Annotated in this window: 25 protein-coding genes; 12 read left to right on the top strand and 13 right to left on the bottom strand. The window is 66.2% G+C overall.

The genetic code is table 11. From position 1 onward, the window contains the following. The first annotated feature begins 12 nt into the window (after positions 1 to 12). Both ACX80V_RS13035 and ACX80V_RS13030 read left to right on the top strand, forming a co-directional pair. Positions 13 to 891 carry a DUF1206 domain-containing protein gene (locus tag ACX80V_RS13035; RefSeq protein ID WP_485843485.1) on the top strand — a complete coding sequence of 293 codons (879 nt, stop codon included), beginning with the start codon at positions 13 to 15 and terminating at the stop codon, positions 889 to 891. A 78-nt stretch (positions 892 to 969) separates the two neighbouring features. Beyond that, a complete protein-coding gene (locus tag ACX80V_RS13030; RefSeq protein WP_485843484.1) occupies positions 970 to 1452 on the top strand; it encodes a type II toxin-antitoxin system RatA family toxin in 483 nt (160 codons plus the stop codon). Here the strand turns inward: ACX80V_RS13030 and ACX80V_RS13025 are convergent, their stop codons facing one another. Both ACX80V_RS13025 and ACX80V_RS13020 read right to left on the bottom strand, forming a co-directional pair. Beyond that, positions 1453 to 2118: an anti-sigma factor family protein gene (locus tag ACX80V_RS13025; protein WP_485843483.1), complete on the bottom strand. Its 666-nt coding sequence runs from the start codon at positions 2116 to 2118 to the stop codon at positions 1453 to 1455. Then, the gene (locus ACX80V_RS13020; RefSeq protein ID WP_485843482.1) at positions 2115 to 2615 is read right to left on the bottom strand and encodes a sigma-70 family RNA polymerase sigma factor; all 501 of its coding nucleotides are present in this window, start codon (positions 2613 to 2615) and stop codon (positions 2115 to 2117) included. Before ACX80V_RS13020 ends, ACX80V_RS13025 begins: the two co-directional genes overlap by 4 nt. A 190-nt stretch (positions 2616 to 2805) precedes the next feature. On the opposite strand from ACX80V_RS13020, the gene ACX80V_RS13015 reads away from it, so the two are divergent. Next, positions 2806 to 3333 (top strand): COG4315 family predicted lipoprotein, encoded by a 528-nt coding sequence (locus ACX80V_RS13015; protein ID WP_485843481.1) that lies wholly within the window; start codon positions 2806 to 2808, stop codon positions 3331 to 3333. A gap of 74 nt (positions 3334 to 3407) precedes the next feature. Here the strand turns inward: ACX80V_RS13015 and ACX80V_RS13010 are convergent, their stop codons facing one another. From ACX80V_RS13010 to ACX80V_RS13000, 3 genes are all read right to left on the bottom strand, one after another. Further along, complete coding sequence (locus ACX80V_RS13010; protein ID WP_485843480.1) at positions 3408 to 4223, bottom strand: hypothetical protein; 816 nt, start codon at positions 4221 to 4223, stop codon at positions 3408 to 3410. After that, complete coding sequence (locus ACX80V_RS13005; protein ID WP_485843479.1) at positions 4216 to 4794, bottom strand: RNA polymerase sigma factor; 579 nt, start codon at positions 4792 to 4794, stop codon at positions 4216 to 4218. The genes ACX80V_RS13010 and ACX80V_RS13005 overlap by 8 nt, the downstream gene beginning before the upstream one ends. Before the next feature lie 155 nt (positions 4795 to 4949). Next, positions 4950 to 5585, bottom strand: coding sequence for a protein tyrosine phosphatase (locus ACX80V_RS13000; protein ID WP_485843478.1), 636 nt, complete (start codon positions 5583 to 5585; stop codon positions 4950 to 4952). A gap of 154 nt (positions 5586 to 5739) precedes the next feature. On the opposite strand from ACX80V_RS13000, the gene ACX80V_RS12995 reads away from it, so the two are divergent. After that, positions 5740 to 6159: a hypothetical protein gene (locus tag ACX80V_RS12995; protein WP_485843477.1), complete on the top strand. Its 420-nt coding sequence runs from the start codon at positions 5740 to 5742 to the stop codon at positions 6157 to 6159. Between the two features lie 71 nt (positions 6160 to 6230). Here the strand turns inward: ACX80V_RS12995 and ACX80V_RS12990 are convergent, their stop codons facing one another. After that, on the bottom strand, positions 6231 to 7082 hold the full coding sequence (locus ACX80V_RS12990) for a DMP19 family protein (RefSeq protein WP_485843476.1): 852 nt from the start codon (positions 7080 to 7082) through the stop codon (positions 6231 to 6233). 191 nt (positions 7083 to 7273) lie between these two features. Between ACX80V_RS12990 and ACX80V_RS12985 the strand changes: the two genes are divergently transcribed. Beyond that, positions 7274 to 10726: a DEAD/DEAH box helicase gene (locus ACX80V_RS12985; RefSeq protein ID WP_485843475.1), complete on the top strand. Its 3453-nt coding sequence runs from the start codon at positions 7274 to 7276 to the stop codon at positions 10724 to 10726. 13 nt (positions 10727 to 10739) lie between these two features. Here ACX80V_RS12985 and ACX80V_RS12980 read toward each other — a convergent pair whose 3' ends face one another. After that, positions 10740 to 11504, bottom strand: coding sequence for an HNH endonuclease family protein (locus ACX80V_RS12980; protein WP_485843474.1), 765 nt, complete (start codon positions 11502 to 11504; stop codon positions 10740 to 10742). Between the two features lie 87 nt (positions 11505 to 11591). On the opposite strand from ACX80V_RS12980, the gene ACX80V_RS12975 reads away from it, so the two are divergent. The 3 genes from ACX80V_RS12975 to ACX80V_RS12965 all read left to right on the top strand — a co-directional run bounded on the left by ACX80V_RS12975 (position 11592) and on the right by ACX80V_RS12965 (position 14295). Then, complete coding sequence (locus ACX80V_RS12975; protein WP_485843473.1) at positions 11592 to 13181, top strand: HNH endonuclease signature motif containing protein; 1590 nt, start codon at positions 11592 to 11594, stop codon at positions 13179 to 13181. Positions 13182 to 13273: 92 nt separating this feature from the next. Beyond that, positions 13274 to 13861 carry a glycoside hydrolase family protein gene (locus tag ACX80V_RS12970; protein ID WP_485843472.1) on the top strand — a complete coding sequence of 196 codons (588 nt, stop codon included), beginning with the start codon at positions 13274 to 13276 and terminating at the stop codon, positions 13859 to 13861. A gap of 110 nt (positions 13862 to 13971) precedes the next feature. Beyond that, positions 13972 to 14295, top strand: coding sequence for a glycoside hydrolase family protein (locus tag ACX80V_RS12965; RefSeq protein ID WP_485843471.1), 324 nt, complete (start codon positions 13972 to 13974; stop codon positions 14293 to 14295). 191 nt (positions 14296 to 14486) lie between these two features. Here ACX80V_RS12965 and ACX80V_RS12960 read toward each other — a convergent pair whose 3' ends face one another. From ACX80V_RS12960 to ACX80V_RS12940, 5 genes are all read right to left on the bottom strand, one after another. Beyond that, positions 14487 to 15776, bottom strand: a complete 1290-nt coding sequence (locus ACX80V_RS12960; protein WP_485843470.1) for an ammonium transporter — start codon at positions 15774 to 15776, stop codon at positions 14487 to 14489. Between the two features lie 357 nt (positions 15777 to 16133). Continuing rightward, positions 16134 to 17471 (bottom strand): NADP-specific glutamate dehydrogenase, encoded by a 1338-nt coding sequence (gdhA, locus tag ACX80V_RS12955; RefSeq protein WP_485843469.1) that lies wholly within the window; start codon positions 17469 to 17471, stop codon positions 16134 to 16136. Positions 17472 to 17559: 88 nt separating this feature from the next. Then, complete coding sequence (gene nagB / locus ACX80V_RS12950) at positions 17560 to 18372, bottom strand: glucosamine-6-phosphate deaminase (RefSeq protein ID WP_485843468.1); 813 nt, start codon at positions 18370 to 18372, stop codon at positions 17560 to 17562. Continuing rightward, positions 18353 to 19639 (bottom strand): N-acetylglucosamine-6-phosphate deacetylase, encoded by a 1287-nt coding sequence (locus ACX80V_RS12945; protein WP_485843467.1) that lies wholly within the window; start codon positions 19637 to 19639, stop codon positions 18353 to 18355. Before ACX80V_RS12945 ends, nagB begins: the two co-directional genes overlap by 20 nt. Further along, a complete protein-coding gene (locus ACX80V_RS12940) occupies positions 19629 to 20903 on the bottom strand; it encodes a PTS transporter subunit EIIC (RefSeq protein ID WP_485843466.1) in 1275 nt (424 codons plus the stop codon). Before ACX80V_RS12940 ends, ACX80V_RS12945 begins: the two co-directional genes overlap by 11 nt. A 186-nt stretch (positions 20904 to 21089) precedes the next feature. Here ACX80V_RS12940 and ACX80V_RS12935 point away from each other — a divergent pair, with 186 nt between their 5' ends. From ACX80V_RS12935 to ACX80V_RS12920, 4 genes are all read left to right on the top strand, one after another. Then, positions 21090 to 21320, top strand: coding sequence for a PTS sugar transporter subunit IIB (locus ACX80V_RS12935; RefSeq protein WP_485843465.1), 231 nt, complete (start codon positions 21090 to 21092; stop codon positions 21318 to 21320). Between the two features lie 11 nt (positions 21321 to 21331). Further along, complete coding sequence (locus ACX80V_RS12930; RefSeq protein WP_485843464.1) at positions 21332 to 21832, top strand: PTS sugar transporter subunit IIA; 501 nt, start codon at positions 21332 to 21334, stop codon at positions 21830 to 21832. 5 nt (positions 21833 to 21837) lie between these two features. After that, entirely contained in the window at positions 21838 to 22557 is a 720-nt protein-coding gene (locus tag ACX80V_RS12925) for a GntR family transcriptional regulator (protein WP_485843463.1), read from the top strand. A gap of 157 nt (positions 22558 to 22714) precedes the next feature. Continuing rightward, complete coding sequence (locus tag ACX80V_RS12920; RefSeq protein ID WP_058930896.1) at positions 22715 to 23572, top strand: prephenate dehydratase; 858 nt, start codon at positions 22715 to 22717, stop codon at positions 23570 to 23572. A 44-nt stretch (positions 23573 to 23616) separates the two neighbouring features. Here the strand turns inward: ACX80V_RS12920 and ACX80V_RS12915 are convergent, their stop codons facing one another. After that, a complete protein-coding gene (locus tag ACX80V_RS12915) occupies positions 23617 to 25614 on the bottom strand; it encodes an FAD-binding monooxygenase (RefSeq protein WP_485843462.1) in 1998 nt (665 codons plus the stop codon). Positions 25615 to 25718: the final 104 nt, after the last annotated feature.

Raw genomic sequence — 25718 nt, 5'->3', positions numbered from 1 at the left:
CACGATGGGGTTGTGCGGGGGCACGCAAAATCTGCGCCCCTGCGGCGCTGGCCCGAAGGAAGCGCCATCAAAAGAGAACTCAAAGACGCCGCAGACGCGGCGGAGGACGTCACCAACTCACGCGCACTGGAGTTGCTGGCGAGGGTGGGTTTCGCGGTAAGCGGCCTACTGCACTTTCTGGTGGGCGCCATCGCAATCCGCCTCGCCATGGGTGGTTCGGGGAATGCTGACTTCAGCGGCGCTGTTTCCGAACTGGCCAGCCAGCCCGCCGGGCCGTTCCTCCTGTGGGCAAGCTTTGCCGCCTGCGCGGCCCTTGCCGTCTGGCAGGCCAGCGACGCCGTCTTCGACTACAACCGACTGCCCACCAAGGCCAAAGTCGGTAAGAAGGCCAAAGCGGCAGCGCAGGCCGTGGTGTTTGCCGGGCTCGCCGTGACCCTGGCTAGCTTCGCCATGGGCACAGGGTCCGGGGGCGACAACCAGCAATCGGCGAGCGACCTCACCGTCGCCGTCATGAAGGCCCCCGGCGGCGTAGCGCTGCTGGTCCTCGTGGGTCTGGGCATGGCCATCACCGGGATCATCTACGGCATCCGCGGCATCAAGAAGACCTTCGAGAAACACCTCACGATGCCCGTTTCCCCCCCTGCCCGGACGGCCGTCTCCGCCTTGGGCGTGACCGGCTACGTCGCCAAAGGCATAGTCCTGCTGCTGACCGGGATGCTCATCACCATCGCCACCCTGGGCGCCCATCCGGATGAATCCACGGGCCTGGACGGCGGACTCAGGGCCCTCCGCGACCAGCCCTTCGGCGTGTACCTACTGGCCGCAGTGGGCGCTGGCCTCATCTGCTACGGCGTGTTCATGGTGGTGCGGGCTCGCCTGGCCAGAATGTAGGGTTGGACGCCGTCTCCGGGGCCGTTCCGGAATACTCGCCCCCACCCGGCCCACCCGGCCTCCGGTTAGGGTGGGTCCATGCCCCAGGTACGCGCCGAACGCCTCATCCGCCTCGATCCGGAGACAGTCTTTGCCCTCTCCCAGACCACGGGCGCGTTCCGGCTCCAGTGGGACCCGTTCATCTCTGCCCAAGGTTTCCTGGACGGCGCAACGTCCGCCGGAAAGGGCGTCCGGACTCGGACCGTGTCCCGCCTGGGCCTGGTGATGGTGAGCGAGTACGTTTCCTATGCGCCACCCAGGAACGTCGGTATGACCATGGTGTCCGGACCGTGGTTCTTCGGGAATTTCGGCGGCGGCTGGCGTTTCACCGCGGACGACGGCGGCACGCGCGCCGTCTGGAAGTACACCTTTTCGTGCCGCCCGGCCTGGTTGCGGCCGGTGGCGGAGCGGATGGGCGCCTGGCTCCTGGGCCGTGAGATCAATAAGAGGATCGAAGCGTTTGCCCGCGCCTGCGAGGATCCGGCCCTGGTGGCCGAGTTCCGCGCCCTCACTGCACAATAATCACGGCACCGTAATCACAGCCACGGCGTGCTGGGTTTCGTCCCGCAGTTCCAGGCTGGCGATGCTGGCCAGCTGAACGGGCGTGGCGCCCATGACCTTCACCCTCCCGCTGGGCGTGGCCGTCCAGGCACATGCCCGGTCCTCGCCGCCGTCGCGGTCCCGGATCCAGAGCGAGAGGGTTCCGTCCAGCGGCAGTTTGCTGCCGTTCACGGCAAGCTCGGTGCCCCATGTTTTCCGGGCAAGGTCGATGCTGAACTGCAGGCCGTTGCCGGACTGGACCGAGTAGCTGGCGTCCGGCTCCGGCGGCCGGCTGAGCAGCGGGGCCGCGGCCACCCCCAAGGCGAGGGACGCCGCGGCGACGGCGCCCACCACGGCCGCCCACCGCCGTCGTAATTTACGACGCCGGGTGGCCAGTTCATCGAGGACCCTGCGGGGCACGGAGCTGGCCGGCTCGGGGGCCACCCCGGGGCGGGCGCTCCCGGTGAGCGCCACCGCGTCCGGGACGGGAAGCGCATCCAGCAGGGCCGGCAGGCTTTCAAGCTCGGCGAGTTCGGTGCGGCAGTCCGCGCAGTCCTCGAGGTGGGCTTCGAAACGTTGCGAATCCGCGGGGTCAAGCCCGCCGAGCACGTAGGCGCCCAGCAGCTGGTGCAGCTCAGAGGCGTTCACCGCTCCACCCCCATCTCGTCGAGGATGGTCCGCAGCGCCCTAACGGCGTAATAGGCCCGGGACTTCACGGTTCCGCTGGGGATGTTCAGCTGCACGGCGGCCTCGTTGACGGTGAAACGGCGGTAGTGGAGGGCGACGAGGACCTCGCGGTGTTCGGTACTGAGCCGCAGCAGCGCCTCTTCCATCAGCACACGGTTCAGGAGTTCATCCACCCGTTCCACGGCCTCGGCGGGATCGGCGAGTTCGCGTTCCATCACTTCGGCCGGGCGCCTTTGGGCTTTGCGGTAGTTGTCGATCATGATGTTCCGCGCTGTACGGAACAGGTAGCTGCGCAGGCTTCCGGTGATGTCCGGGGCCTGCTGCCAGACGCGCAGCACGGTCTCCTGGACCACGTCCTCTGCCAGCTGTGGGTCGCGGGAGGCGCTGAGGACAAAACGGCGCAGGGCGGAGCCGTGTTCGCGGTAGATCGCAGCCACCACGTCCTCGTCCAGCGGCATGCCGCCCTCCTGTCCCTGATCCGGCCTGCGGTTACAAATGCGCGACTACAACGACGCTGAAGCTCCGAGCACTCATGCGATATAACGTCGGCGGACGGAAAACGGTTCACTTTGAACCATTCTTCACCCTGGTGCGTCGTACCGGTTAGCGTCCGGTGACCTACGCCGGGCCCCAGCCGAGGAGCATCCCATGAAACAGCATTTGTGCACAGGTCTTGCCGCAGCGGCTCTCATCGCCGCACTTTCCGGCTGCGGCGGCAGCCCCGGAACCACCACAACCACTCCGGCGGCCACCAGCCCGGCCGCCACGTCCGCCGCCCCGACCGCCGGCTCCCCCACCGCCGCGGCCGCCGTCGACCTCAAGACAGCATCCTCCAGCGCCGGCAACATCGTGGTGGATGCCTCGGGCATGAGCGTCTATTTCTTCACCAAGGACGTGAAGGATTCCGGCACCAGCGCCTGCACGGGGGCGTGCCTGACCGCGTGGCCACCGCTCCTCACCACGGCGGCCAAGCCCGCCGCCGAAGGCGTCACCGGCACGCTCGGGACAATCACGACGCCGGACGGGGCCAAACAGGTGACCCTGAATGGACTGCCGCTGTACTACTTCGCGCAGGACAAGAAGCCCGGCGACGTGCTGGGGCAGGGCGTCAACAACGTCTGGTACCTGGCCACGCCGGCCGGGGAAATGATCCGGACAGCGGCGTCAGGCTACTGACAGTTCTCGCTACCGACAGTTCTGGCTACTGGCAGTTCTGGGGCCCACGGACGAACCGCCCATGGACGAACCGCCTAAGGGTGGAGGCCGGGCAGCGGGACTGGAGGCGTGGCCGGCAGGGGCAGAGCCGGGGGCTGTCCCTCGCCGTTCAGCGGCCCACCCGGCATACCCGGCGTGACGTTTTCAGGTAGCGGGAGGTCCGGCAGGGGCACTGCCGGACCTGAACCTGATGGGGCCGGAGCGGGCTGCGTGGCCTGGCTGGAACCGGATCCCGGGACGGCCGGAACCGGCACAGTGTCAGCCGTGCCGGTGGGTCCTACGGCGGGGACGGCGGGCTGGCCCGGTCCCGGAGCCGGGGTCTCCACCGGCGCGGGCGCAGGCCCGCCGCCAACGGTGGACACGAAGGATGTAACTGCGTGGTTGACCTGGTCGATGGAATCCCGGATCCCCTGGTCGGAGGCCACGGCAACGGCGCCGCCGGCCGCCAGCGAAACCGCTACGGACAGGGTGGTGAGGGTGATTCTGCGCTTGGCACGACGGCGGGCGGCAAGCTCGTCGGTGGCCGCCGTGACCTGGCCGGCTGCCTCGGCGGGGCCTACGGCGGGCTCTGATTGAGGGGATGCCGCCACCGCCAGGTGACGGGTCGCTGCCGCGTGGCTCGGTCCAGGCGTCGGGACAACAGTCTGTGTCACGGCAGGAGTCTGTGTCACGGCAGGCATCATGAGCGCGGCAACGGCAGCGGAGGGCGCCGGCTGCTCGGCTGCGAGCGCACGGAGTTCCAGCAGCGCGGGGCGGAGGCCGCCGTCGTCGTCGAACCCTGCCTCCAGCAGCAGCCGGTCAACAGAGGCGTCGTCGCGGGAACCGATGCGTGTGCCTGCGGTATCACTCATGATCTGCCTGGTTTCTTCTAAGAGTCTGGTCCTTGAGGTTTTGCAGCGCCCTGCGTTGGAGCTGCTTGATGGCACCCTGGGACTTGCCCATGATGCCGGCCACCTGTTCGATGGATAAGTCCGCCACCACCCGCAGCGTCAGGACCTCGCGGTGGTCATCGGCGAGGCCTTCAAGCAGGGCAGTCGCGCCGCCGCTGTGGCCCAAGGCGTGGTCCTCCGCGGACGCCGTGCTGCGCCCGTCCTGCAGGGGGTCGTACGGAGTGAAGTCCGGCCTGCGTTCAACCCGCCGGTAGTAATCCACCATCCGGGCGTGGGCGATGGAGAACACCAACGACTTGGCGCCCTGAAGGCCGCCGGTCAGCTCACCAATCTTGGGGAAAAACGCCAGGAACACATCCTGGGTGACAGCCTCGGGATCATCCACGCCGCGGGCCTTGAGGTAACCCAGGACCGCTCCGGACAAGGTTCGATAGACAGCGCCGAACAGCACAGCCGGATCAGCACCGGCTGTGTCTGCAAATGTATCTATGTCTTCTTCGGCCAAAGTGTCTAGCACCAGTGGCTCCTCCATCCCGGGCAGCGTAGTCGCTCATCCCGGTATTCGGCGCGGCGTGCTCCGCTGCTGTCGGTCAGCTGCGGTCGGTCAGCTATCTGGCTGCCATGTGGACTGCGGGAATCCGGTCCGTCCGGAGCCGGTTCCCGCAGTCCACACTAGCTGAGCAGGTCCTAGTGGCCCGAAACGGCCGGAACGTCTACAACGTCGCCCGGCACGGCCGGAACAGCAGGCACGGCGGGAACGGCAGGCACGCCGTCGACACCCGGAACTGCCGGTACGGCAGGAACAGCGGGCAGCTCGGGGCGCTCAGCCGTTACGGTGGCGGAACCCTCGCCGGAAGCGTCGGCGTCAGCGGAACCGGCACCCTTCGCAACAACATCGGCGCAGAAGGCGTCAACGTTGGTTTCACCCTCGGCGGCGATGACCAGCGAGGAGAAGCCCTCGGAGGCTTCGTTCAGTCCACCGTTGGCGAAGGTGGTGCAGAGGCCAAAGGCTGCGGCGCCAGCTGCGTCCACTGCGGTGCCGGCAGCGGCGGAGGCATTGGCCTCGGCTGCGACCTCATCGTCGGAGACGGCTGCTTCGCCGGTTACTGCTGCATCGCCGGAAGCGTTTGCGGAAGCCGACTCGGTGGCGTCAGCGGCCAGCTTGGGGGCCGGGGCGCCGAGCAGTTCGTGTGCGGTCTGCTGTGCATCGGCCGGGAGGGCGCCGGAAGCAGCTGCGACGCCGGTTCCACCGACGGCCAGGGTGCCCGCGGCGAGTACTCCGGCGGCGATTTTGCTGGTGGCGAGAACAGTGAACAACGACATATGAAACTCCAAAACCTAGAGAACAATTCAGATCCGGCTCCGTGAGGAACCCTTCACCCCCTTCATCGTTGGCCGGACCGGGAAAGTTACGGCGCCTCCCAATTTTCTTTTCCAGGGCCCGGCGCCGGCCTATGGACCGCACTAGCATCGGGGCATGGCGATCACTCCGGAACAGCAGAAAACGGCCAAGACCTGGCAGACCATGGTGGACAGCAACAAAGCCCTGCTCCTGCGAAAGACGGGGCACGACGTCGGCTACTGGGCAGGGCTGGCACGCTCCGCCGGGCTGAAGAACGACGCCGAGCTCCGCCACTGGATGCGCGACGAGCACGGCGTCACAGGCTACGCGCAGTACGCCGTCTCGTGGGAGCTGTTCGGCTATCCGGACTTTATGCTGCGCGACGCCGACGAGCTCATCGATGGCCAGTACATCAACCACCCGGAGCTGCGGCCCATCGCCGATGCGCTCCGGGCCGATGATCCCTTTGACCGCCGCGTCCGGCTCACGGCTGTGGACCAGGTGGACGACGAACTGCTGGAAATCCTCGCCAGGGCGCTGGACCAGAACACTTAACGGCAGGAACAACAGCGGGCCGGGTCGCCGGAAACCTCCGACGAACCCGGCCCGCAGCCGTGGTGAGGGTCCTACGCGTCGATCATCTCGTCGTCGTCCGCTTCCTCGAACTCAACGGCGGCGACGATTTCCTGGGTCTCCGGGTTGATCATGAACGCCTCTTCGTCGTCCTCGACCATGATGAAGTCGCCGTGGTCCGTGGTGAAGTGCCAGGCCAGCGTCTTCTCGCCGTCGTGCATGTAGTTGGGGTCGCCCATGGTGATCTTCTGGAGCGTGTAGCCGGCGATGTCGCACAGTTCGCGGATGATGACCTCGAAGTCCGGGGCGTCCTCCAGCGCTTCCTCGTCGGCCGCGGCCTGGCGCTCCTCCAGGTTGGGGATGAGCGCCACCTGACGCTCGATGTAGGCGTCGAGTTCTTCTTCGTCGAGCACCAGCAGGCCCTCCTGGGACAGGAGCCACGCGGCGTTGAGCGCTGTGATGTTTTCAGTTTCGAACAGTTCCTCGAACTCGCCGTCGAGCTCTTCGATGGTGCGCACGGCGTCGTTGGACTCTTCCTCGGTGTCCAGGTCGCCGTCGAGGTAGCGTTCCTCGTCTTCCTCGGACAAGGCATCAAACGCCGCAACGGTCCGGTTGAAGAGCTCCAGGTGGGCCGTTGCGCCCATCCCGGCGAGGCCCTCGCGGATGAGCGGGTCCACTTCGTCGCGGTCTGCAGTGAACACGTACTGGGCGAAGCCGCCCTCCAAGGACTGCGTGACGTAGAAGTCAGCGTAGTAGCTGCCGAGCGCGGCGGGCGCGATCTCGCCGGCGTCGAGCAGTTTCCCGTACATGGCGTTCACCACGTGAACGTTGGCATCTACGACCTCCTCGCTGCCTGCTTCGATGCTGGCCTGGGTCAGGACGACAGGGTTCTGGCTCTTGGTCATGGGATTCCTCACTGCTGAATGCCGGGTGCTGCTAGGGACACTTTCACGCTACGTCGGCGGGGGCGGCGCCGTGTTGAGGCGGAAGTGAACGTCAGGCGAAGTTTCAGGCTCCGTCCGGGCGAACTAAGATGAAGCAGATAACCTCCGATCGGACACGGCACCCCCGTGGCCAGCTGAAAGTAGCGCGCACCATGCCATCCCAACCGGACGAGAGTGCGGCACTGGCAATTCAGACCCCCGCCATTAACGACCGCTCCCTCGCGGCCGGGTTGGCGTATGCCATGGGCAGCCGGGTTTCCGGGATGTCGTTCGACGCCGCCACCGGGCTGATGCTGGGCAAGGTCCGGGGAGGTGCCGACGTCCCGTACTCCACCACGGCCAAGCTGGTGCGGAAATCGGGCGGCTGGAGCTGCACCGTGGGTGTCTGCAGCTGCCCCGTCCGCAAGGACTGCAAGCACGTGGCCGCGCTGCTGTTCGCCGCCGAGGACAACCCGGCCATCCGCGTCCAGCTCCTGGCCCCGGCTGAAGTGTCCCGGCTTTCCCGCCAGCCCGCCAGCCTGGACCTGGCCGACTGGGAGCAGGCACTCAGCCCGCTCATTTCGCAGCCGGGCATCACCCAGTCCATCAGCGGCATCCCGCTGGCACTCCAGTTCGAGATCGAGGAACCGGCGCCGCACTTCTCCTACACAGGCCGCCGCGACCCGCTCCGCAGCGTCCGCCAGCTCAAGGCCCGGCCCGTGATCATGGGCGCCAAGGGCAAGTGGATCCGCGGCGACGTCTCCTGGAACACCCTGAGCTACCTGAACTTCCGCCGCGAATGCAACGAGGCGCACATCGAGTGGATGCAGGCGTTCCTGGCCGCACACACCGCCGCCGCCAACCGGGTTCATAACTCCTCCGCGCTGTGGCTGGGCCTGAACACGTTCGCCGGGAAGAACATGTGGAGCCTGCTCGTCGACGCCAAAAAGATCGGCCTCGCCCTGGTTCACAGCCGCGGCACCGAGCCGGTGCGGCTCGCGGAGTCTCCCGCCGCCGTCGGGCTTAATTTGAGCCGTTACGGCTCGCCTGTGAGTGGGGACGCTGCGGCTCCCGGCGCAACGCACGACGACGGCGGGCTGGAGCTCGCGCCCACCATCACCGTTGAGGGGGAAGACGTTGATCCGGCGTCGGTGGGGACCATTGGCCGCCCCGCGCACGGCATTTTCCTGACCACCGGCGGGGAGGCGTTGCCCGGTGTTTCCGCGGACAATGTGATCACGCTGGCCCCGCTGGAAAACGGGCTGAGCGAGGAACTGCTGACCTTCGTGACTGCCGGCAGCACCCTGCACATTCCGGCGAAGGACGAGACGCGTTTCCTCACGGGCTTCTACCCGAAGCTCAAGCAGGCTGCCCGGGTCACGGCGACGGACGAGTCGGTGGCACTGCCCGCCCTGGCCCTCCCTACCCTTTCCCTGCTGGCCAATTACGGCGCGGACCACCGCGTCCGGCTGCACTGGGAATGGCACTACAAGTCCGGAAACCTGGTCACGGCCCAACCGCTGTGGCGGCACCCCGGCGACCACGGCTACCGCGACGACACCGCCGAGGCCCGCATCCTGGAGGGCATCGGCCAGCCGTGGAACGTTGTTCCGGCCCTGGGCGAATCGGCCACCGGCGGCTGGGGCACGCCACGCCTGTCCGCGTCCGCCGAACTGAACGGCCTGGATACCCTGGCCTTCACGGAAGACGTCCTGCCCGAACTCCGGAACGCGCCGGACGTATCAGTGGACACTGCCGGCGACATCGCCGACTACCGCGAGGCCGAGGAAGCGCCGGTCGTTTCCATCTCCACCAAGGCCACAGAACAGCGCGACTGGTTCGACCTTGGCATCCAGATCTCTTTGGAGGGGCAGCCGGTTTCCTTCGCCGCCGTATTCTCCGCGCTGGCCGCGGGCCAGACCAAGATGCTCCTGCCCAGCGGCGCCTACTTCTCGCTGGACCTGCCGGAACTGCACCAGCTGCGCGCCCTCATCGAGGAGGCCCGCTCGCTGCAGGACAACAAGGACGCCCCGCTGCAGATCAGCCGTTTCCAGGCCGGGCTCTGGGACGAGCTCGCGCAGCTTGGCATTGTCGATGAACAGGCCGCCGCCTGGCGTGAGGCCGTGGGCGGGCTGCTCGAAGGCGGGATCAACGGGCTGCCGCTGCCTCCCTCGCTCAATGCGGAGCTGCGGCCGTACCAGCTCGAGGGCTACAACTGGCTCACCTTCCTGTATCGGCACAGCCTCGGCGGGATCCTCGCCGACGACATGGGCTTGGGCAAGACCGTGCAGGCACTCGCCCTGATGTGCGCCGCGAAGGAGCAGGCTGCGTCTGTGTCTGAGGGTGCTGAAACACCAGCGCCCGACGTTCCAGCGCCCGACGGCGTGACTCCCTTTTTGGTGGTTGCCCCCACCAGCGTCGTGGGCAACTGGGCGGCGGAAGCCGCACGCTTCGCTCCCGGCCTCACGGTCCGTATCGTGAGCGAAACGTTCGCCAAAAACAGCCAGGACGCGGCCGTTGAACTTGCCGGCGCGGACATCGTGATCACGTCCTACGCGCTGTTCCGGATCGACTACGATTCCTATGCCTCCAAGACCTGGGCCGGGCTGGTGCTCGACGAAGCCCAGTTTGTGAAGAACCACCAGTCCAAGGCCTACCAGTGCGCCCGGAAGCTGCCCGCGGCGTTCAAGCTGGCCATCACCGGCACGCCGCTGGAGAACAACCTCATGGAGTTCTGGGCGCTGACATCCATCGTGGCGCCGGGCCTCTTCTCCAGCCCCAAACGGTTCGCCGAGTACTACCAGAAGCCGGTGGAAAAGAACGGCGACAAGGGGCAGCTGGACAAGCTCCGCCGTCGCGTCCGTCCGCTGATGATGCGCCGCACCAAGGACCAGGTCATCCAGGACCTGCCGCCCAAGCAGGAGCAGATCCTAGAGGTGGTACTGAACCCGCGCCACCAGAAGGTCTACCAGACACACCTGCAGCGCGAGCGGCAGAAGATCCTGGGCCTGATCGAGGACGTGAACAAGAACCGGTTCACCATCTTCCAGTCCCTGACCCTGCTGCGTCAGCTCAGCCTGGACGCGTCGCTGGTCGATCCGTCGCTGTCCGGCGTCCGGTCCAGCAAACTGGACGTGCTGTTCGAGCAGCTGGAGGACCTGGTGGCCGAGGGCCACCGCGCACTGATCTTCAGCCAGTTCACCGGATTCCTGGGCAAGGTCCGCGAACGGCTTGTGGAGGAGAAGATCGAGTTCTGCTATCTCGACGGCGGCACCCGGAACCGTACCGACGTCGTCAACGAATTCAAGAACGGCAGCGCGCCGGTGTTCCTGATTTCGCTGAAGGCCGGCGGCTTTGGCTTGAACCTGACCGAGGCCGACTACGTTTTCCTACTCGATCCCTGGTGGAACCCCGCGTCCGAGGCGCAGGCCGTGGACCGGACGCACCGGATCGGGCAGGCGCGGAATGTGATGGTCTACCGGCTGGTGGCCAAGGACACGATCGAGGAAAAGGTCATGGCCCTGAAGGCCCGGAAGTCGCAGCTGTTCGCGGATGTGATGGAAGGCGACGCCCTGTCCAGCGGTTCGATCACGGCCGAGGATCTCGCGGGCCTGTTCAAGGACTGAGCGCGGTCAAAGCCTAACTGCAGGCTGCTAGGATACCTGCGATCGCGTCCCGCTCGGCCTGGGTGACCCACAGGCTGTAGTTGGCTTTCACGGCGGTCTGGCGGGCTACGTATTCGCACCGGAACGCCTTGTTTGGCGGAAGCCAGGTGGCCGCATCCTTGTCGCCCTTGGCGCTGTTGGTGGGCCCGTCGGCAGCCATGAGGTTCAGGGGATCGTTGGCCAACTGCCTGCGCTGTTCGGCGCTGAGCTGCTGGGCGCCCTTCTGCCAGGCGTCGCTGAGGGCAACCAGGTGGTCGATCTGGACGGCGGAGCTGGTGGTGTTGCCACGGACAAAGTCGATGGTCGTGCCGGTGTATTTGTCGGCCAGCGTACCGGTCGTAACGACGCAGTTCTGCGTGCCGGGCTTGAACGTCTCGCCGTCGAGGTCCCTGGCGAGGATGTCGTTTCGGGTATCGCAGCCGTTTCGGTCGACGTCCGCCCACGCGGGGCCGAATTCCTCGCGGGTGTAGCCGGTCTTGGGTGCGCGCCCCTTCACCGGGATAGTCTCCAGCTGGGCGAGGGCCGTTGCCACGTCGGCTGGGCTCACAGATGATTCGCCGGAGTTGCCCGACGGCGGTGCTTCCCTGACCGCTTCGGCCACCTTGTTTGCGGCCTGGGCTGCGGCGTCGCAACCGGTGAGGGCGCTGGCGAGAAACAGCGTGGTGAACAGCGTCAGTGCTTTGGTGGCGGCGGAGCGGTTGATCGTTATGTCCTTCAGGAGTGCGGCGGAGGTGAACACGCTACTAGCGCGGGGCGTTCTGATCTGTCATGCCGGGTGTGGAGTCTGTCACCCTAAAATGTCGTACCCCCTCGACATGATGGAAGTATGGACAACACGGCATCGGCAGAGATTCTGGAGACCATCGCGGCCTCTGCTTTGCAGATGGCCGGTGTGCTTCGTGGGACGGCCGCCAGCCCGGCTGCAGCTGGTCCGGCTGATTGCCCTTCAGCACCTGGTCCGTCCGCGACGTGTGGGGACCTGGCTCGCTGGCAGGCTGAGCTTTGCCTGACCGTCCTGTCCGGAACCGTCGGGATGGAAGCCATGTTCGCCGCCGTGAAGGTCCATGCCGCCAGCGGTTACGACGAGGCCGCACAGGCCGTCGCGGGCCCCATCACTTCCCCTCAGGAGCAGACAGCCCAGGACATGGGCATCGTGGCCGAGGTCGCCTGCGCCCTGACCGTCAGTGAACGCACGAGTGACGCGCTGCTGGCCGAAGCACACCGCCTGACCACCGCTCTGCCATTGACCCTCGCCGCCCTGGAAGCAGGGACCATTTCGTGGCAGCACGCCCGGATCATGGTGGACGAAACCCTAAACCTGAATCCTGCTGCCGCGCACGCGTTGGAGGCGCATTTCCTGGACCCGGACGAACCCAACCCGGCACGGGGTGGCCCGGCCGGAGAGATGGTCCCGTCCCGGTTCCGTCACAAGGCCCGGACCTGGCGCGAACGCCACCACCCGGACAGCATCGAAAAACGCCACACCCGCAGCGCGGCGGACCGGCGGCTTGAGTACTCCCCGGACCGGGACGGCATGGCCTGGCTCTCCGCCTACCTCCCGGCCGATCAGGCCTCCGGGATCTGGGACCGCGCCACCACCGCCGCCCGCGCCCTGCAGGGACCCAGCGAGTCCAGGACCCTCACCCAACTCCGCGCCGACAGCGCCGCGGCTTGGCTTCTGGGCGGGCATGCCGATCTGATCCCGTCACCCAAGGCCCAGGTCCTCGTGACTGTGCCGGTGTTTGCGCTGATGGGCCTGACTGATGAACCCGCGATGCTCGATGGGTACGGGCCCATCCCGCCGTCCTTGGCCCGTGCCCTCGTCGCCGACGGCGCCGATTCGTTCCACCGCGTCCTGACGGACCCCCGCGACGGAGCGCCGCTGGAAATCGGCCGTGACAGCTACCGGATCCCCAAAGCGATGCGCCAATGGCTCAGATTGCGGGATGGGAAGTGCCCCTTCCCCGGCTGCAACAACCAGTCCCTGGACAACGAAGCCGACCACCTCCTCGCCTGGCACCAGGGCGGAACCACCGGGATCAGTAATCTCGGTCAGCCTTGCCCCAAGCACCACCGGCTCAAACACACCACACCCTGGAAACCCACCACGGCGAGTTCCACCGAACCACCCGGCTGGATTTCACCCACAGGCCGCCACTACGCCAGCGAACACCCCGACTGGGAACCACCAATCTGGCCAAACCAGATACTGAACCAACTCCCTCCCCATAAGGAACCTGGCCCTGCCCTGCCCGAAAGCCATCTACCGGCAGACCCAGGGCCGGAGCGGAAATGGCTGCGCTGCCTCCAAGAACCAGACCCGGCACCTTACCCATCCGTACCCGACTTCCTCTGGCTGACACAACAGCCTGGGGCCGGTGCGGCACCTCCAGTCCCCTGCGCTAACACCGGCTGAGCCATGTCACGCAGCCGGGAAGCAGCTGCGGGAAAGCACTTTCCCGCATATGCTGAAGGGAATTCCGACTTCGCAGCCACCTGGAGTTTCCCGTGCACACCGAAGCCACCGCTTCCCGTATATCCCGTGAACCTGCAGCACCCAGCGTCTCGCCGCTCGGCGCTGACGCCTTCAAGACTCCCTACCGGGATCCCATCTGGGACGGCCCCACAGACCCCATCCTGGTATCGGACCACCTGACCGGCGAATGGGTACTCTTCTACACCCAACGCAGGGCGACGGAAACCGGCCTGACGGGTGTCGAGTGGGTGCACGGCACGGCAATCGGGATGGCCCGCTCGTCCGATGGCGGACTCAACTGGCAGTATCAGGGCACGTTGGACGGACTGGTCCCGCCAGGAACTGAACTGCCCGCCACACTCTGGGCGCCCGACGTCGTCCGAATCGGCGATCAATGGATCATGTACCTCACAGTCCTCGGCGGAGTGCGGACTGACTGGACCGGCAACGCCTCGATCGTCCAATTGACCAGCCCGGACCTGGTTACGTGGGAGTTCCTCGGTTCCATCGACCTGAAGTCTCCGCGGGTCATCGACGCGGCAGTGGCCTTTGCGGAGACGGTCTGCATCGGCTCTGGTACAAGGATGAATCCCGGGGATCAGACACGTACAGTGCGGTAAGCAGGACCCCGACAGATCCGTCGTCGTGGGTTCTTGAAGGCCTGACCATCGCCGGGCGTCCGCACGAAGGACCCAAAGTCTTCAAGCTCGACGGGCAGTTCTGGATGATCGTGGACGAATGGCGTGGCCAGGCGATCTACCGGTCCGAGGACGCCTCAGGCGGCTGGACGCGGCAGGAGAATTCTGACGGGCTCATCCTTACAGCCCCTGAAACGGCCGACGGCGGTCCAGTAGTAGGACGGCACGCGGACGTGGTGCCGCTGGAGGCCACGGCAGACGGTAAGGAACGGGCGCTCATCGTGTACTTCACCCATCCGCACTGGAACGGCGAGGATATCGACGGCATGACAGCGGACCCCAAGAACCACCTCAGCCACATTCGGGCGGCCGTCTTGGAAGTTCACAATGGCGACCTCGTCTGCACAAACATCTGACGCCGAAGCATCCGAAGCCAGGGCACGAGCACAGGGTATCGAGGCCGGCACGACAAAAGGCCGAACTGCGGAACTATAAGCCAGCGGCTGCTGACACCGGTCCGATGTTCGGCCCTTAGCCGGGCTCGCGCCGGGCGGCGCCAATGGGCGCCGCCCGGGCATACCTATTTGAGTTCAGCCCCCACTGGTTATCAGGCCCGCTGCGGCGAACCGAGCTCCACCGGGTCTTCATCAGTGAGGTAGGCAAGTTCCGAGTGCGCGGCGATGTCGATACCGCGCATTTCGTCCTCAGGCTTGATCCGCAGGCCGACAACGCGGTCGAGGATCTTGGCCAGGATCCACGTGATGCCGAACGAGTACGCCAGGACCGTCACTGTGGCCAGCGCCTGGACACCCAGCAATTCAACGCCGCCGCCATAGAACAGACCGTTGACGGCGTTCGGAGCAGCGTCGGTGGCAAACAGGCCGATCAACAAGGTGCCGATGATGCCGCCCACGAGGTGAACGCCCACGACGTCGAGCGAATCGTCGTAGCCCAGGCGGAACTTCAGTTCGATAGCGAGGGAGCAGACGGCACCGGCGATGGCGCCGATGGCCAGTGCACCCAGCGGGCTGACCGCGCCGCAAGCAGGCGTAATGGCAACCAGGGCCGAGATCAGGCCGGATGCCGCTCCCATGCTGGTGGCTGCGCCGTGGCGGAGGCGCTCAATCAGCGCCCAGGCGAGGAGGCCGGCCGACGCTGCCACCGCGGTGTTCAGGAATACAACGGAGGCGGACTGCCCGGCCGAGAGTGCGGAGCCTGCGTTGAAGCCGAACCAGCCCACCCAGAGCAGTCCCGCGCCCACGAGCACAAGCGGCCGGCTGTGCGGCTTGGTGTGCTCCATCTTGGGCCAGCCGGAGCTCTTGCCGAGCACGAGTGCCAGTGCAAGCGCCGCGGCGCCGGCGTTCATGTGCACGGCGGTTCCACCGGCGAAGTCGATTGCCTTGATGCCGCTCGCGATCCAGCCGCCCGTGACGCTGCCGTCAGCAGAGGAGAAAGCGAACACCCAGTGTGCGATGGGGAAGTAGACGATGGTTGCCCAGATTCCGGCAAACAGCATCCAGGCGCCGAACTTCATACGTCCGGCTGCCGCTCCCGCAACCAGGGCCGTAGTGACACAGGCGAAGAACAGTTGGAAGGCGGCGAACAGGACCACTGGAATGGAGGCTGCCTCGTCTTCGGCAAGCAACTGTCCCATGCCCGGGAATTCCGTGATGTCCCCGATGAGTCCGAGGCCGCCCACGGAGTTTCCGAAGGCCATGGAATAACCGAAGAGCGCCCAGAGTACTGCCACCAGGCTCGCGCCGCCAAAGCACATCATCATCATGTTGAGAATGCGACGAGACCCCACCATACCCCCATAAAACAGGGCCAGGGCGGGGATCATCATGCAGACCAGCGCTGAGCTGGCCAGAATCCAAGCGACATTTCCCGAATCCATGGGAAACCCCTTTCGTGATGCGAAGAGAGAACGGAAATTGCCCGTCAGAGCCGCTCCGGAGGAGGGACGCGGAGTCAGTACCACGTTCATCGGAGGGCAGCTATTGCCGTCTGATTCCAACAGTATGGCTGCAGTTCCGCGATGGGTTTCTGGCTGGTTAAATCAACGTTTCAGTCACGGGCACGCGAGTTTCACAGGTCACTCAAACGAACTTTGGATTCAGGGAATTCCGGTTACTTGGCGGACACGGCCAGGAACCTGATGGGTAAACTCCGTGGCCGGACGCTGGAACAACGCAAGCGGCCACCGACCCTTCCTGGGTCGGTGGCCGCTATGAGCGTCAGTGTGGGGTGTGCGCTAGATAAGCCCCTGCGCGAGCATGGCGTCAGCCACCTTGACGAAGCCGCCGATGTTGGCGCCCAGCACGTAGTTGCCGGGGTCGCCGTACTCGTCCGCGGTTGAAGCGCAGCGGTGATGAATTCCCACCATGATCTCGGTGAGCCGCTGTTCTGTGTGCTCGAAGGACCAGGAATCGCGGCTGGCGTTCTGCTGCATCTCGAGCGCCGACGTCGCCACGCCACCTGCGTTCGCGGCCTTGCCCGGCCCGAACAACACGCCGGCATCCTGGAACACCGAGACAGCGTCGCGGGTGGAGGGCATGTTGGCGCCTTCGCCGACCGCGACCAGGCCGTTCCGGACCAACCGCGCGGCAGCATCGCCGTCGAGCTCGTTCTGCGTGGCGCAGGGCAGCGCCACTGTTGCGTCGACATCCCACACCGATCCGGCTTCCACATAGGAAACGCCGGGGCGGCGCACTGCATAATCCTTGAGGCGTCCGCGTTCAACTTCCTTGACCTCGCGGAGGAGCGCGACGTCGATTCCCGCCTCATCCACGATGTATCCGGAGGAGTCGGAGCAGGCCACCACGCTGGCACCGAGCGTCTGCGCCTTGGCAATGGCGTTGATGGCCACGTTGCCGGAACCCGACACCACCACGCGCTGCCCGTCGAAGGAGGATCCACGGGTTTTCAGCATCTCCTGGGTGAAGATGACGGTGCCAAAGCCGGTGGCTTCCGGCCGCACCAGGGAGCCGCCCCAGGACATGCCCTTCCCGGTGAGGACGCCGGATTCGTAGCGGTTGGTGATGCGCTTGTACTGCCCGAAGAGGTAACCGATTTCACGGCCGCCGACGCCGATATCACCGGCCGGCACATCGGTGTACTCGCCGATGTGCCGGTAGAGCTCGGTCATGAACGACTGGCAGAACCGCATCACTTCGGCATCGCTGCGGCCGCGAGGGTCGAAGTCCGAGCCGCCCTTGCCGCCGCCGATGGGCATGCCGGTGAGGGCGTTCTTGAAGATCTGCTCGAAGCCCAGGAACTTCACAATGCCGAGGTAGACAGAGGGGTGGAAGCGCAGGCCGCCCTTGTAGGGACCAAGGGCGGAGCTGAATTCGACCCGGAAGCCACGGTTGATCTGCACGCGGCCGGAGTCGTCGGTCCACGGGACGCGGAAGATGATCTGGCGTTCGGGCTCGCAGAGCCGCTCCAGGATGGCGGCTTCGAGCAACTCGGGGTGCCGGTCGTGGACGGGGCCAAGGCTCTCAAAGACCTCGGTCACCGCCTGGTGGAATTCAGCTTCACCTGGGTTCCGCGCCAGTACCGTATTCCGGATGGCCTCAAGCCGAGCGTCCACGCCGCCTCCTCTAGTTCAGCAGTTATTCCATGTCATGATAGCAAAATTTCATTTTGCGGAATTTTATGCGACGAGCGTCACACACCCCTCAACGGCTGACCGGCTGCTGAAGCCAGGGCCTTGTGGGTGTCTGGCCCAGCCTGTCGTTGAAGTCCTGGGCTTCCCGGTAGTAATCCAGCAGGCTCAGCTGGGAAGCGGCTCCCGGGTCCAGGATGACCACGGCCCTCCGGTGCAGCTGGAGCACCGACGCGGGGCAGTGGGCGCTGACCGGCCCTTCCACCATGGCCTGGACAGCGGCGGCCTTGTTCTCGCCCATCGCCACCAGCACTGCCAGTTTGGCTTCGCGGATGGTCCCGAGACCCTGCGTCAGGCACAGCCGCGGAACATCGCCGTCGGAAAAGAACCGCGCGTTGTCAGCCCGAGTGGCCCCGGCGAGGGTCTTCACCCTCGTGCGGGAAGCCAGTGACGACGTCGGCTCGTTGAAGCCTATGTGGCCGTTGGCGCCGATGCCCAGGATCTGAATGTCCACACCCCCGCCGGCGGCGATGGCTGCGTCATAACGGTCAGCTTCGGCCACCAGGTCCGACGCGTCTCCCTGCGGGGTAAAGAGCCGTTCCAGAGGCAGGTCCACCTGGTCGACGAACTCCCGCCGGATGGTGGAGTAGTACGACTGGCCGTGTTCCGGCGGCAGGCCCGCGTATTCGTCCAGCGTGAAGCCGGTGACCTGGCTGAAGCTGAGTTGCTCTTCGCGGTGCCGCCGAATGAGCTCCTGGTAGGTGGATCGCGGGGAGCCGCCGGTGGCCAGCCCCAGCACGGCAGGACCCTGGCGGACCCTGGCCTCGATGATGTCGGCCGCCCGGGCTCCTACGTGATCGGCGGACTCACACAGAACTATCTGCACGGTCATTCCTTCCCTGTGTTTGTGGTGTGCCGGCGCGGTAGGCCTGCACGAGTTCAAGTTCTTCGGTTGTCACCAGCACGTCCGCCCGGAAACCCTGGGCAATGGCTCCCACCCGGTTGGGGCCAGGCCGATCCAGGCCCATCAGCCGCGCCGGAGTGGAGGATGCCGCGACGACGGCATCGGCCAGGGGAACGCTCCACTCAACGCAGCGGCGTACGTTCTCCAGCAGGTGGCTCGTCGCGCCGGCGATCGCCCCGGGACCGGCGTTGGGACCGGCGTCGGCGGGACCGGCCAGGCGCGCCACGCGGTCCTGGACCAGCACGTCCAGGCTGCCGAGAGTGTAATGGCCGTCGGACATGCCCGCCGCTGCCATCGCATCCGTAATGAGCGCAATGGAGCGGGGTCCCACCAGCCCGAAGACCATCCGGACGATCTCCGGGTCCAGGTGCACGCCGTCGGCAATCAGTTCCAGCACCATCTGCCCGGGTGACTCCTCGGCCGCTTGCAGCAGAACCGCGATGGGTCCGGGCGTGCGGTGGCCCAGCGGGGGCATCCGGTTGAACAGATGCGTGGCCGACCACGGGCCGCCAACCCCACCATTTGCGCCGCCCAGGACTTCCCGGGTGCGGGAAGCCGTAGCGGCGGTGTGGCCAAGGGAAGGCACGACGCCGTGATCCCGGCAGAGCTGCACCAGCTCGGCAAAGTTCGGGGTTTCGGGGGCAAGAGTCATTGACCGCACGGCCCCTCGTCCCGCCTCAAGCCACTGCTGCAGGAGCGCCGGGTCTCCGTCGATGATGGCTGCCGGGTCCTGGGCCCCGCACATGCTTGTGGTGATGAAGGGCCCTTCCAGGTGCAGGCCGGCCAGGGTGCCATCCTGCACCAGGTCCCGCAGCGCCTCGACCTGTTCCAGCAGTACCTGCGACGCCGCCGAGACCAGCGAGGCGAGTACCGACGTCGTGCCCTGCGCTGCATGGTGGCCGGCAGCCAAGCGCGCGCCGTCCGCATCCGCGGAGAAAGTGTGCCCCACGGCACCGTGGCAGTGCACGTCCACGAGTCCGGGCAGGATGAGCGGCACTTGCCGGAGGTCGGCGTCGAAACCTTCCGGCAGGTCCGACGTCGGGCCGCACCACACGATGTTCCCTCCGGCCATCACCACGGTGCCGTCGTCGATCACCGCAGCACCGGGGAGTCCGGTGACGAGGCGGCCCCGCAGCCCCACCCCGCCGTTGGTGTCGGCGTCCAGGGTCACCGGCCGTTCAGCTGGCATCGGCTTTGGCCATTGAGCCGTTCTCGTCGTTTTCATCTTCGCGGCCCATGGTGCGCAGGTTCCAGCGACGGATCACAAAGCGGAACACCACGTAGTACACGGCGGCGTAGCCCAGCCCGATGGGGATCAGCCACAGCGGATTCTGTGCAATGCCGAAGTTCAGGACGTAGTCGATCGCTCCTGCTGAGAATCCGAACCCGTGATGGATGCCGAGGAAGTTGACCAGCATCATGGACGTCCCGGTCAGGAAGGCGTGGACGACGTACAGCGGCCAGGCCACGAACATGAACGAGAATTCCAGAGGTTCGGTTATCCCGGTGATGAAGGCGGTGAGGCCGGTCGAGAGCATGATTCCGCCGACAATCTTCTTCTGCGACGGCTTGGCTTCGTGCCAGATGGCCAGGGCGGCCGCGGGCAGGGCGAACATCATGATGGGGAAGAACCCGGTCATGAAGGCGCCGGCGGTGGGGTCCCCGGCGAAGAACCGGTTCAGGTCACCGTGGGCGCCGTTGTAGTCACCGACAATGAACCAGAGGATGGAGTTCAGGATATGGTGCAGTCCCAGCGGGAGGAGCAGGCGGTTGATGACGCCGTAGATTCCGCCGCCCACCACGGTGTTGTCCGCAACCGTATTGCCCACGGCAGTCAGCCCGTTGTTGAACAGCGGATACAGCAGCGCCATGGCGACGCCGATCACGATCGCGGCGAAGGACGTCAGGATGGGCACCAGGCGGCGGCCCGCGAAGAAGCCCAGCCAGTCCGGCAGGGTGGTGCGGTGGAAACGCTGCCACAACAACGCCGTCGTCAGGCCCATCACAATGCCGGCCAGGACGCCGTAATTGATGACGGGATCCTCGCCGCCCTCCGGGGCGGCTCCCAGCACCAGCGGGGCCATGACCTTGAAGACGTTGGTCAGGACCAGGTAGCCGACGACGGCGGCGAGGGCCGTGGAACCGTCACCCTTTTTGGCGAAACCGAAGGAGATGCCGACGGCGAAGAGCAGCGGCAGGTTCTCGAACAGGGCACCGCCGGCGGCGCCGATGACCTGGGCGACGGTGGTCAGGGATTCGAAACTGCCCAGCAGGTCGTCTTGGCCCAGGCGCAAAAGCAGCGCCGCCGCGGGGAGGGCGGCGATGGGGAGCATAAGGCTGCGGCCGAAGCGCTGCATGTTCTGCAGCGCTTTTCCGCTGCCCTTGCCCTTGCCCGGTGCCGGGGCGGCCAGCGGGCCGGCCCCGGCGGAAGCTGATGGGTTTTCCGTGGTCATAATGTTCCTCGTCTCGAAGAGGGTGGTGCTTGTGCGGGGTTGCTTGATTCAGTAGAGTCTAGCTAACTGGTTATAACCAGTGACAACCATCACTGTGAAGGGCGCCGACCTCAGTTGTCAACCTCAAGCCGTAAAAAAGCTTCCGGACCCGGCGTCATTCACCGCGAAACGAACTCAGGAGTGGACATGTCCAAAGCAGAAATCATCCTCGCCGCCCTTGGCGGCGCCGACAACGTCGAAGATATCGAAGGGTGCATCACCCGCCTTCGCACCGAGGTGGTGGACTCTTCACGGGTTGACGAGGCCGCCCTCAAGGCCGCGGGTGCCCACGGCGTCATGATGTCCGGCACGGTGGTCCAGGTGGTTGTGGGGCCGGAGGCCGAAAGCCTCGCCGAAGACATCCAGGACCTGATGTGAGCAGTCCTGAGGTGAGCACGCCTGACGTGGGCACGGAAGCGCCGGCCCAGTTCATCAGCGTTGTTGCCCCCCTGCCGGGCCAGCTCATTCCCCTGAACGAGGTGCCGGACCCCGTGTTCGCCAAGGGGCTTGTAGGTGGCGGCGCCGCCGTAATTCCCGACGACGACGCCGGCGTCCTCACCGCCGTCGCACCGCTGGACGGCCGGGTCATCAAGGTCATGCCGCACGCCTACATCGTCCAGCACGCGTCCGGGCCCGCCGTGCTGGTCCACGTCGGCATCGACACCGTCGGCCTGAAGGGCGAGGGCTTCACCGTGCTCGCGCAGAAGGGTGACCAGGTCCGCGCCGGCGACCCCATGATCACCGTGGACGTCACACTGGTCCGCTCAAAGGACCTGAGCATGTGCAGTCCCGTGGTGATCCTGGACAGCGCGGCGGACGCCATCGAACCTCCGGCCTCCGGTGGCCGTGTGGAAGCAGGCGGCCACCTGTTCAAAATTCCCGGAAAATAGGAGACATGGATACGGCAGGGGAACTAAAACACGTCTGGGTCCGCAGGCAACTCCAGGATCTCGTGGCCACCACAATGCGGCCCGGGGACGCCCTGCTGGGTGAGCGGCAGCTGGAGGAGCAGTTCGGCGTCTCCCGCATCACAGTGCGCCGTGCCATTTCGGACCTGGTCCAGGACGGCGCGCTGGTGCGGATCAAGGGGAAGGGCACGTTCGTCTCCCACGGGCTGGTGCGTTCCACCCTGCACCTGGCCTCGTTCAACGAGGACATGCGGGCAGCCGGATTCGAACCCAGCACACGGGTCATCAACGCCTCCACGGCAGTGCCGCCGGCGGCGGCCGCCGATCACCTCGGGCTGGCGCCCGGGGAAGCTGCCTTTCGCGTCCGCAGGCTGCGGCTCGCGAACGGCGCTCCCGTCAGTGTGGACGAATCGTGGCTGCCGCCCGCACTGGTCCCCGGGCTGCTCTCGGAAGACCTGACGGGGTCCCTTTACCGGGCCCTCGGCGCCGCGGGGCACCCGGTGCAGCATGCGGAACAGACCGTCGAGGCCGCCGCCGCCCCTGACGAGACCGCCGCGCTGCTGGACATCGAACCGGGGGCACCCGTCCTGCTCTTCCGGCGCCGTTCGTTCACCGGCGAGGAGGATCCTGGCACGCCCATCGAATACGCCGTCTCAACGTACCGCTCCGACCGGTACCAGGTATCCATGCGGCTGGGCGCGGGCTAAGCCAAGACTGCTGCGTCGCACCAATGCCTCTGGCTCGGTGTCATCCCGCCTATGATTCCCCAACTGAGCAGCGCTATCAGTCGTTTTGGACCCTCAAAACGACTGTGAGGCTGACTCAGTTGGGTGGGCAGGCACCTGACGTGAAACCATACGGACCATGGCCCAGAAGATTGCGTACCAGGGTGAGCCCGGCGCCAACTCCAATATCGCGTGCATGCAGATGTTCCCCCAGCTGGACAGTGTTCCCTGCGCCAGCTTCGAGGACGCCTTCGAGCTGGTCTCCAGCGGCGAGGCGGAGCTGGCGATGATTCCGATTGAGAACTCGATCGCCGGCAGGGTGGCGGACATCCACATCCTGCTTCCCCAGTCGCACCTGCAGATCGTGGGCGAGTTCTTCCTGCCCATCCACTTTGACCTGCTGGGCATTCCGGGCAGCACCATCGAGGCGGCCACCGAGGTCCACAGCCACATCCACGCCCTGGGCCAGTGCCGCCGCCTGATCCGGGAGGCCGGACTGCGTCCAGTCATTGCCGGGGATACCGCCGGCTCCGCCCGGGAGGTCCGCGAGTGGAACGACCCCACCAAACTGTCCCTCGCTCCCCCGCTTGCGGCCGAGATCTACGGCCTTGAGGTGCTGGCGTCGCGGGTCGAGGACGACCCGTCCAACACCACCCGTTTTGTGGTCCTGGCGCGGGAAAAGGAACTGCCCACCCGCGAAGAGCTGCCCGGGCCGGCGGTGACCAGCTTTGTGTTCCGCGTCAGGAACGTCCCGTCGGCGCTGTTCAAGGCGCTGGGCGGGTTCGCCACGAACGGCGTGAACATGACCCGGCTGGAGAGCTACATGGTGGGCGACGAATTCGCCGCCACGATGTTCATGGTGGACGTCGAAGGCCACCCCGAGGACCTGCCGTTGCGCCTGGCCCTTGAGGAGCTGGATTTCTTCACCACGGAAGTCCGCATCCTGGGCGTCTATCCCGCTGCCGAGTTCCGGACCGCGCAGACAGTCACTGCCTGATCCCCGGGGTCAGCAAATCAGGCCGGCGACCGAAGCCCCGCCGGTCAGGCCTCCGTGGGCAGCTCCCGCGTCTCATGGAGCAGTAGGAGGGGAGCGAAAAACGCGGCGAGTTCCGCCGTCGCGCCCACGGGCAGGACATCGGCCACGTACTGGTCCGGCCGCACCACCACCACCACGCCGCCGCGGTCCAGGCCGCGGAGCTCGAAGATGTCAGCGGCGGGATCGGTGGCGTAGACCTTCTCGTAGTCCGTCAGCTGGAACGGCCCCACTGACGGCTTGAACGCCGCCGGAACCGCACCGATATCAACGTTTGTGTGGTCCTGCTGGTAGATGACCTTCACATCGAACCACGTGTCCCGGTCAGCGCCCGACGGCGTAGCGGCCAGCGGTGATTCCGGCGAGTTCGCGATCCACTCGGCGAAGCCGGAGACGGACGACGGCGGCGCGTACTGTCCCGCCGTCGTCTGTCCGGCATCCTGTTGTCCCGGCGTCTGTCCCGGCGTCGGATGTTCTATGGGCGGCGACGCCGTCTCGGGTGCTGCCGCGTCGGCGAAAACGTAGATGCGCCACCGGCCGTCCGCCGTGGCGTGGTGGCCGAGGTGCATCGGGTTACCGTCGCAGACGCGGACCACGGGCGCGGACTTGAACCGCTTCCCGATGGGGAAGCCGGCTGCCAGGTGCTGGTGCACCGGTTCTGCGGTAATCATGGACGGCGTGTACTGGGTCATAAAGCCCGCCGGGAACTCGGCGGTGCTGACGTAGAAGTCCTCAAGCTCGGAGGGGTTCGCAAACTCCTCCGGCTTCTTCGCCATCATGGTGGACCACTCTTTGTCGAAGTCGATCAGGTTCTTCGCCACCACCTGGCGCTCGGCCGAGTACGTCGCCAGCAGGCTTGCCGGGCTGCGGCCCTCGAGCACGTGCCCGAGCTTCCAGCCGAGGTTGAAGCCGTCCTGCAGCGAGACGTTCATGCCCTGGCCGGCCTTGGCGCTGTGCGTGTGGCAGGCATCGCCGGTGATGAACACGCGGGGTGTGCGCGTCCCGCGCTGGTCCGGAAGTACGTCGTCGAACCTGTCCGTGAGGCGGTGGGCAACCTCATACACGCTGTGCCAGGCGACGTTGCGGACGTCCAGGGTGTAGGGGTGCAGGATGGTGTTTGCGTGGCTGATGATCTGCTCGATGGTGGTGCTTCGCACGGCCCCGTGGTCCTCTGGCGCGACCTCGCCGAGGTCAACGTACATGCGGAAGAGGTGCCCGCCTTCGCGCGGAATCAGCAGGATGCTGCCGCCCGCACCGGACTGAATGGCGCATTTTGTGCGGATGTCGGGGAAGTCGGTGACGGCGAGAACGTCCATGACTCCCCACGCGTGATGGGCCTGGTCGCCGGCCATGGTGCAGCCGATCGATTCGCGCACCTTGCTGCGTGCGCCGTCCGCACCGACGACGTACTTGGCCCGGACAACGCGGGTCTTGCCCTCGTCAGGTCCTGAAGTGTGGACGAGCCTCACGGCGACTGGGTAGTCGCCGTCGCCGATATCGAGGCTGCGGAACTCATAGCCGTAGTCGGGCGACATCCGCGCTGGCGCGTTGGCCATGTACTCGGCGAAGTAGTCCAGCACGCGGGCCTGGTTGACGATCAGGTGCGGGAACTCGCTGATGCCCGTGGGGTCGTCCGGCGTGCGGGCGGCGCGGGCGATCCGGGAATGGTCGGCGGGGTCCGGCTTCCAGAACGCCATTTCGGTGATGCGGTACGCCTCGGCGATGATGCGCTCCGAGAACCCGAAGGCCTGAAAAGTTTCGACGCTGCGGGCCTGGATGCCGTCCGCCTGGCCGATGACGAGCCGCCCGGGGCGGCGCTCCACGATGCGTGTGGTGACGCCGGGGAACCGCGAGAGCTGGGCCGCGGTGAGCATGCCCGCAGGACCGGTGCCCACGATGAGCACGTCCACTTCGTCGGGAAGCTCGGCATGCCGGTCCAGACCGACGCCGGATGCTGGCTGGACCCGCGGGTCACCGGATACATAACCGTGGTGGTGGAACTGCACGGGCTTTCCTCACTTCGTTGTGTGGCTGGCACTTTCGAGTTCTATAATAGAACTCAGCGTTCCATATATGAATCATGCCCTGAAGTGGAATTCTACGCGGCCGT

The organism is Pseudarthrobacter arbutini, assembly GCF_054510915.1.
Note: the sequence above shows the minus strand (reverse complement) of the source record. Positions and strands in the feature narration are given on the sequence as shown.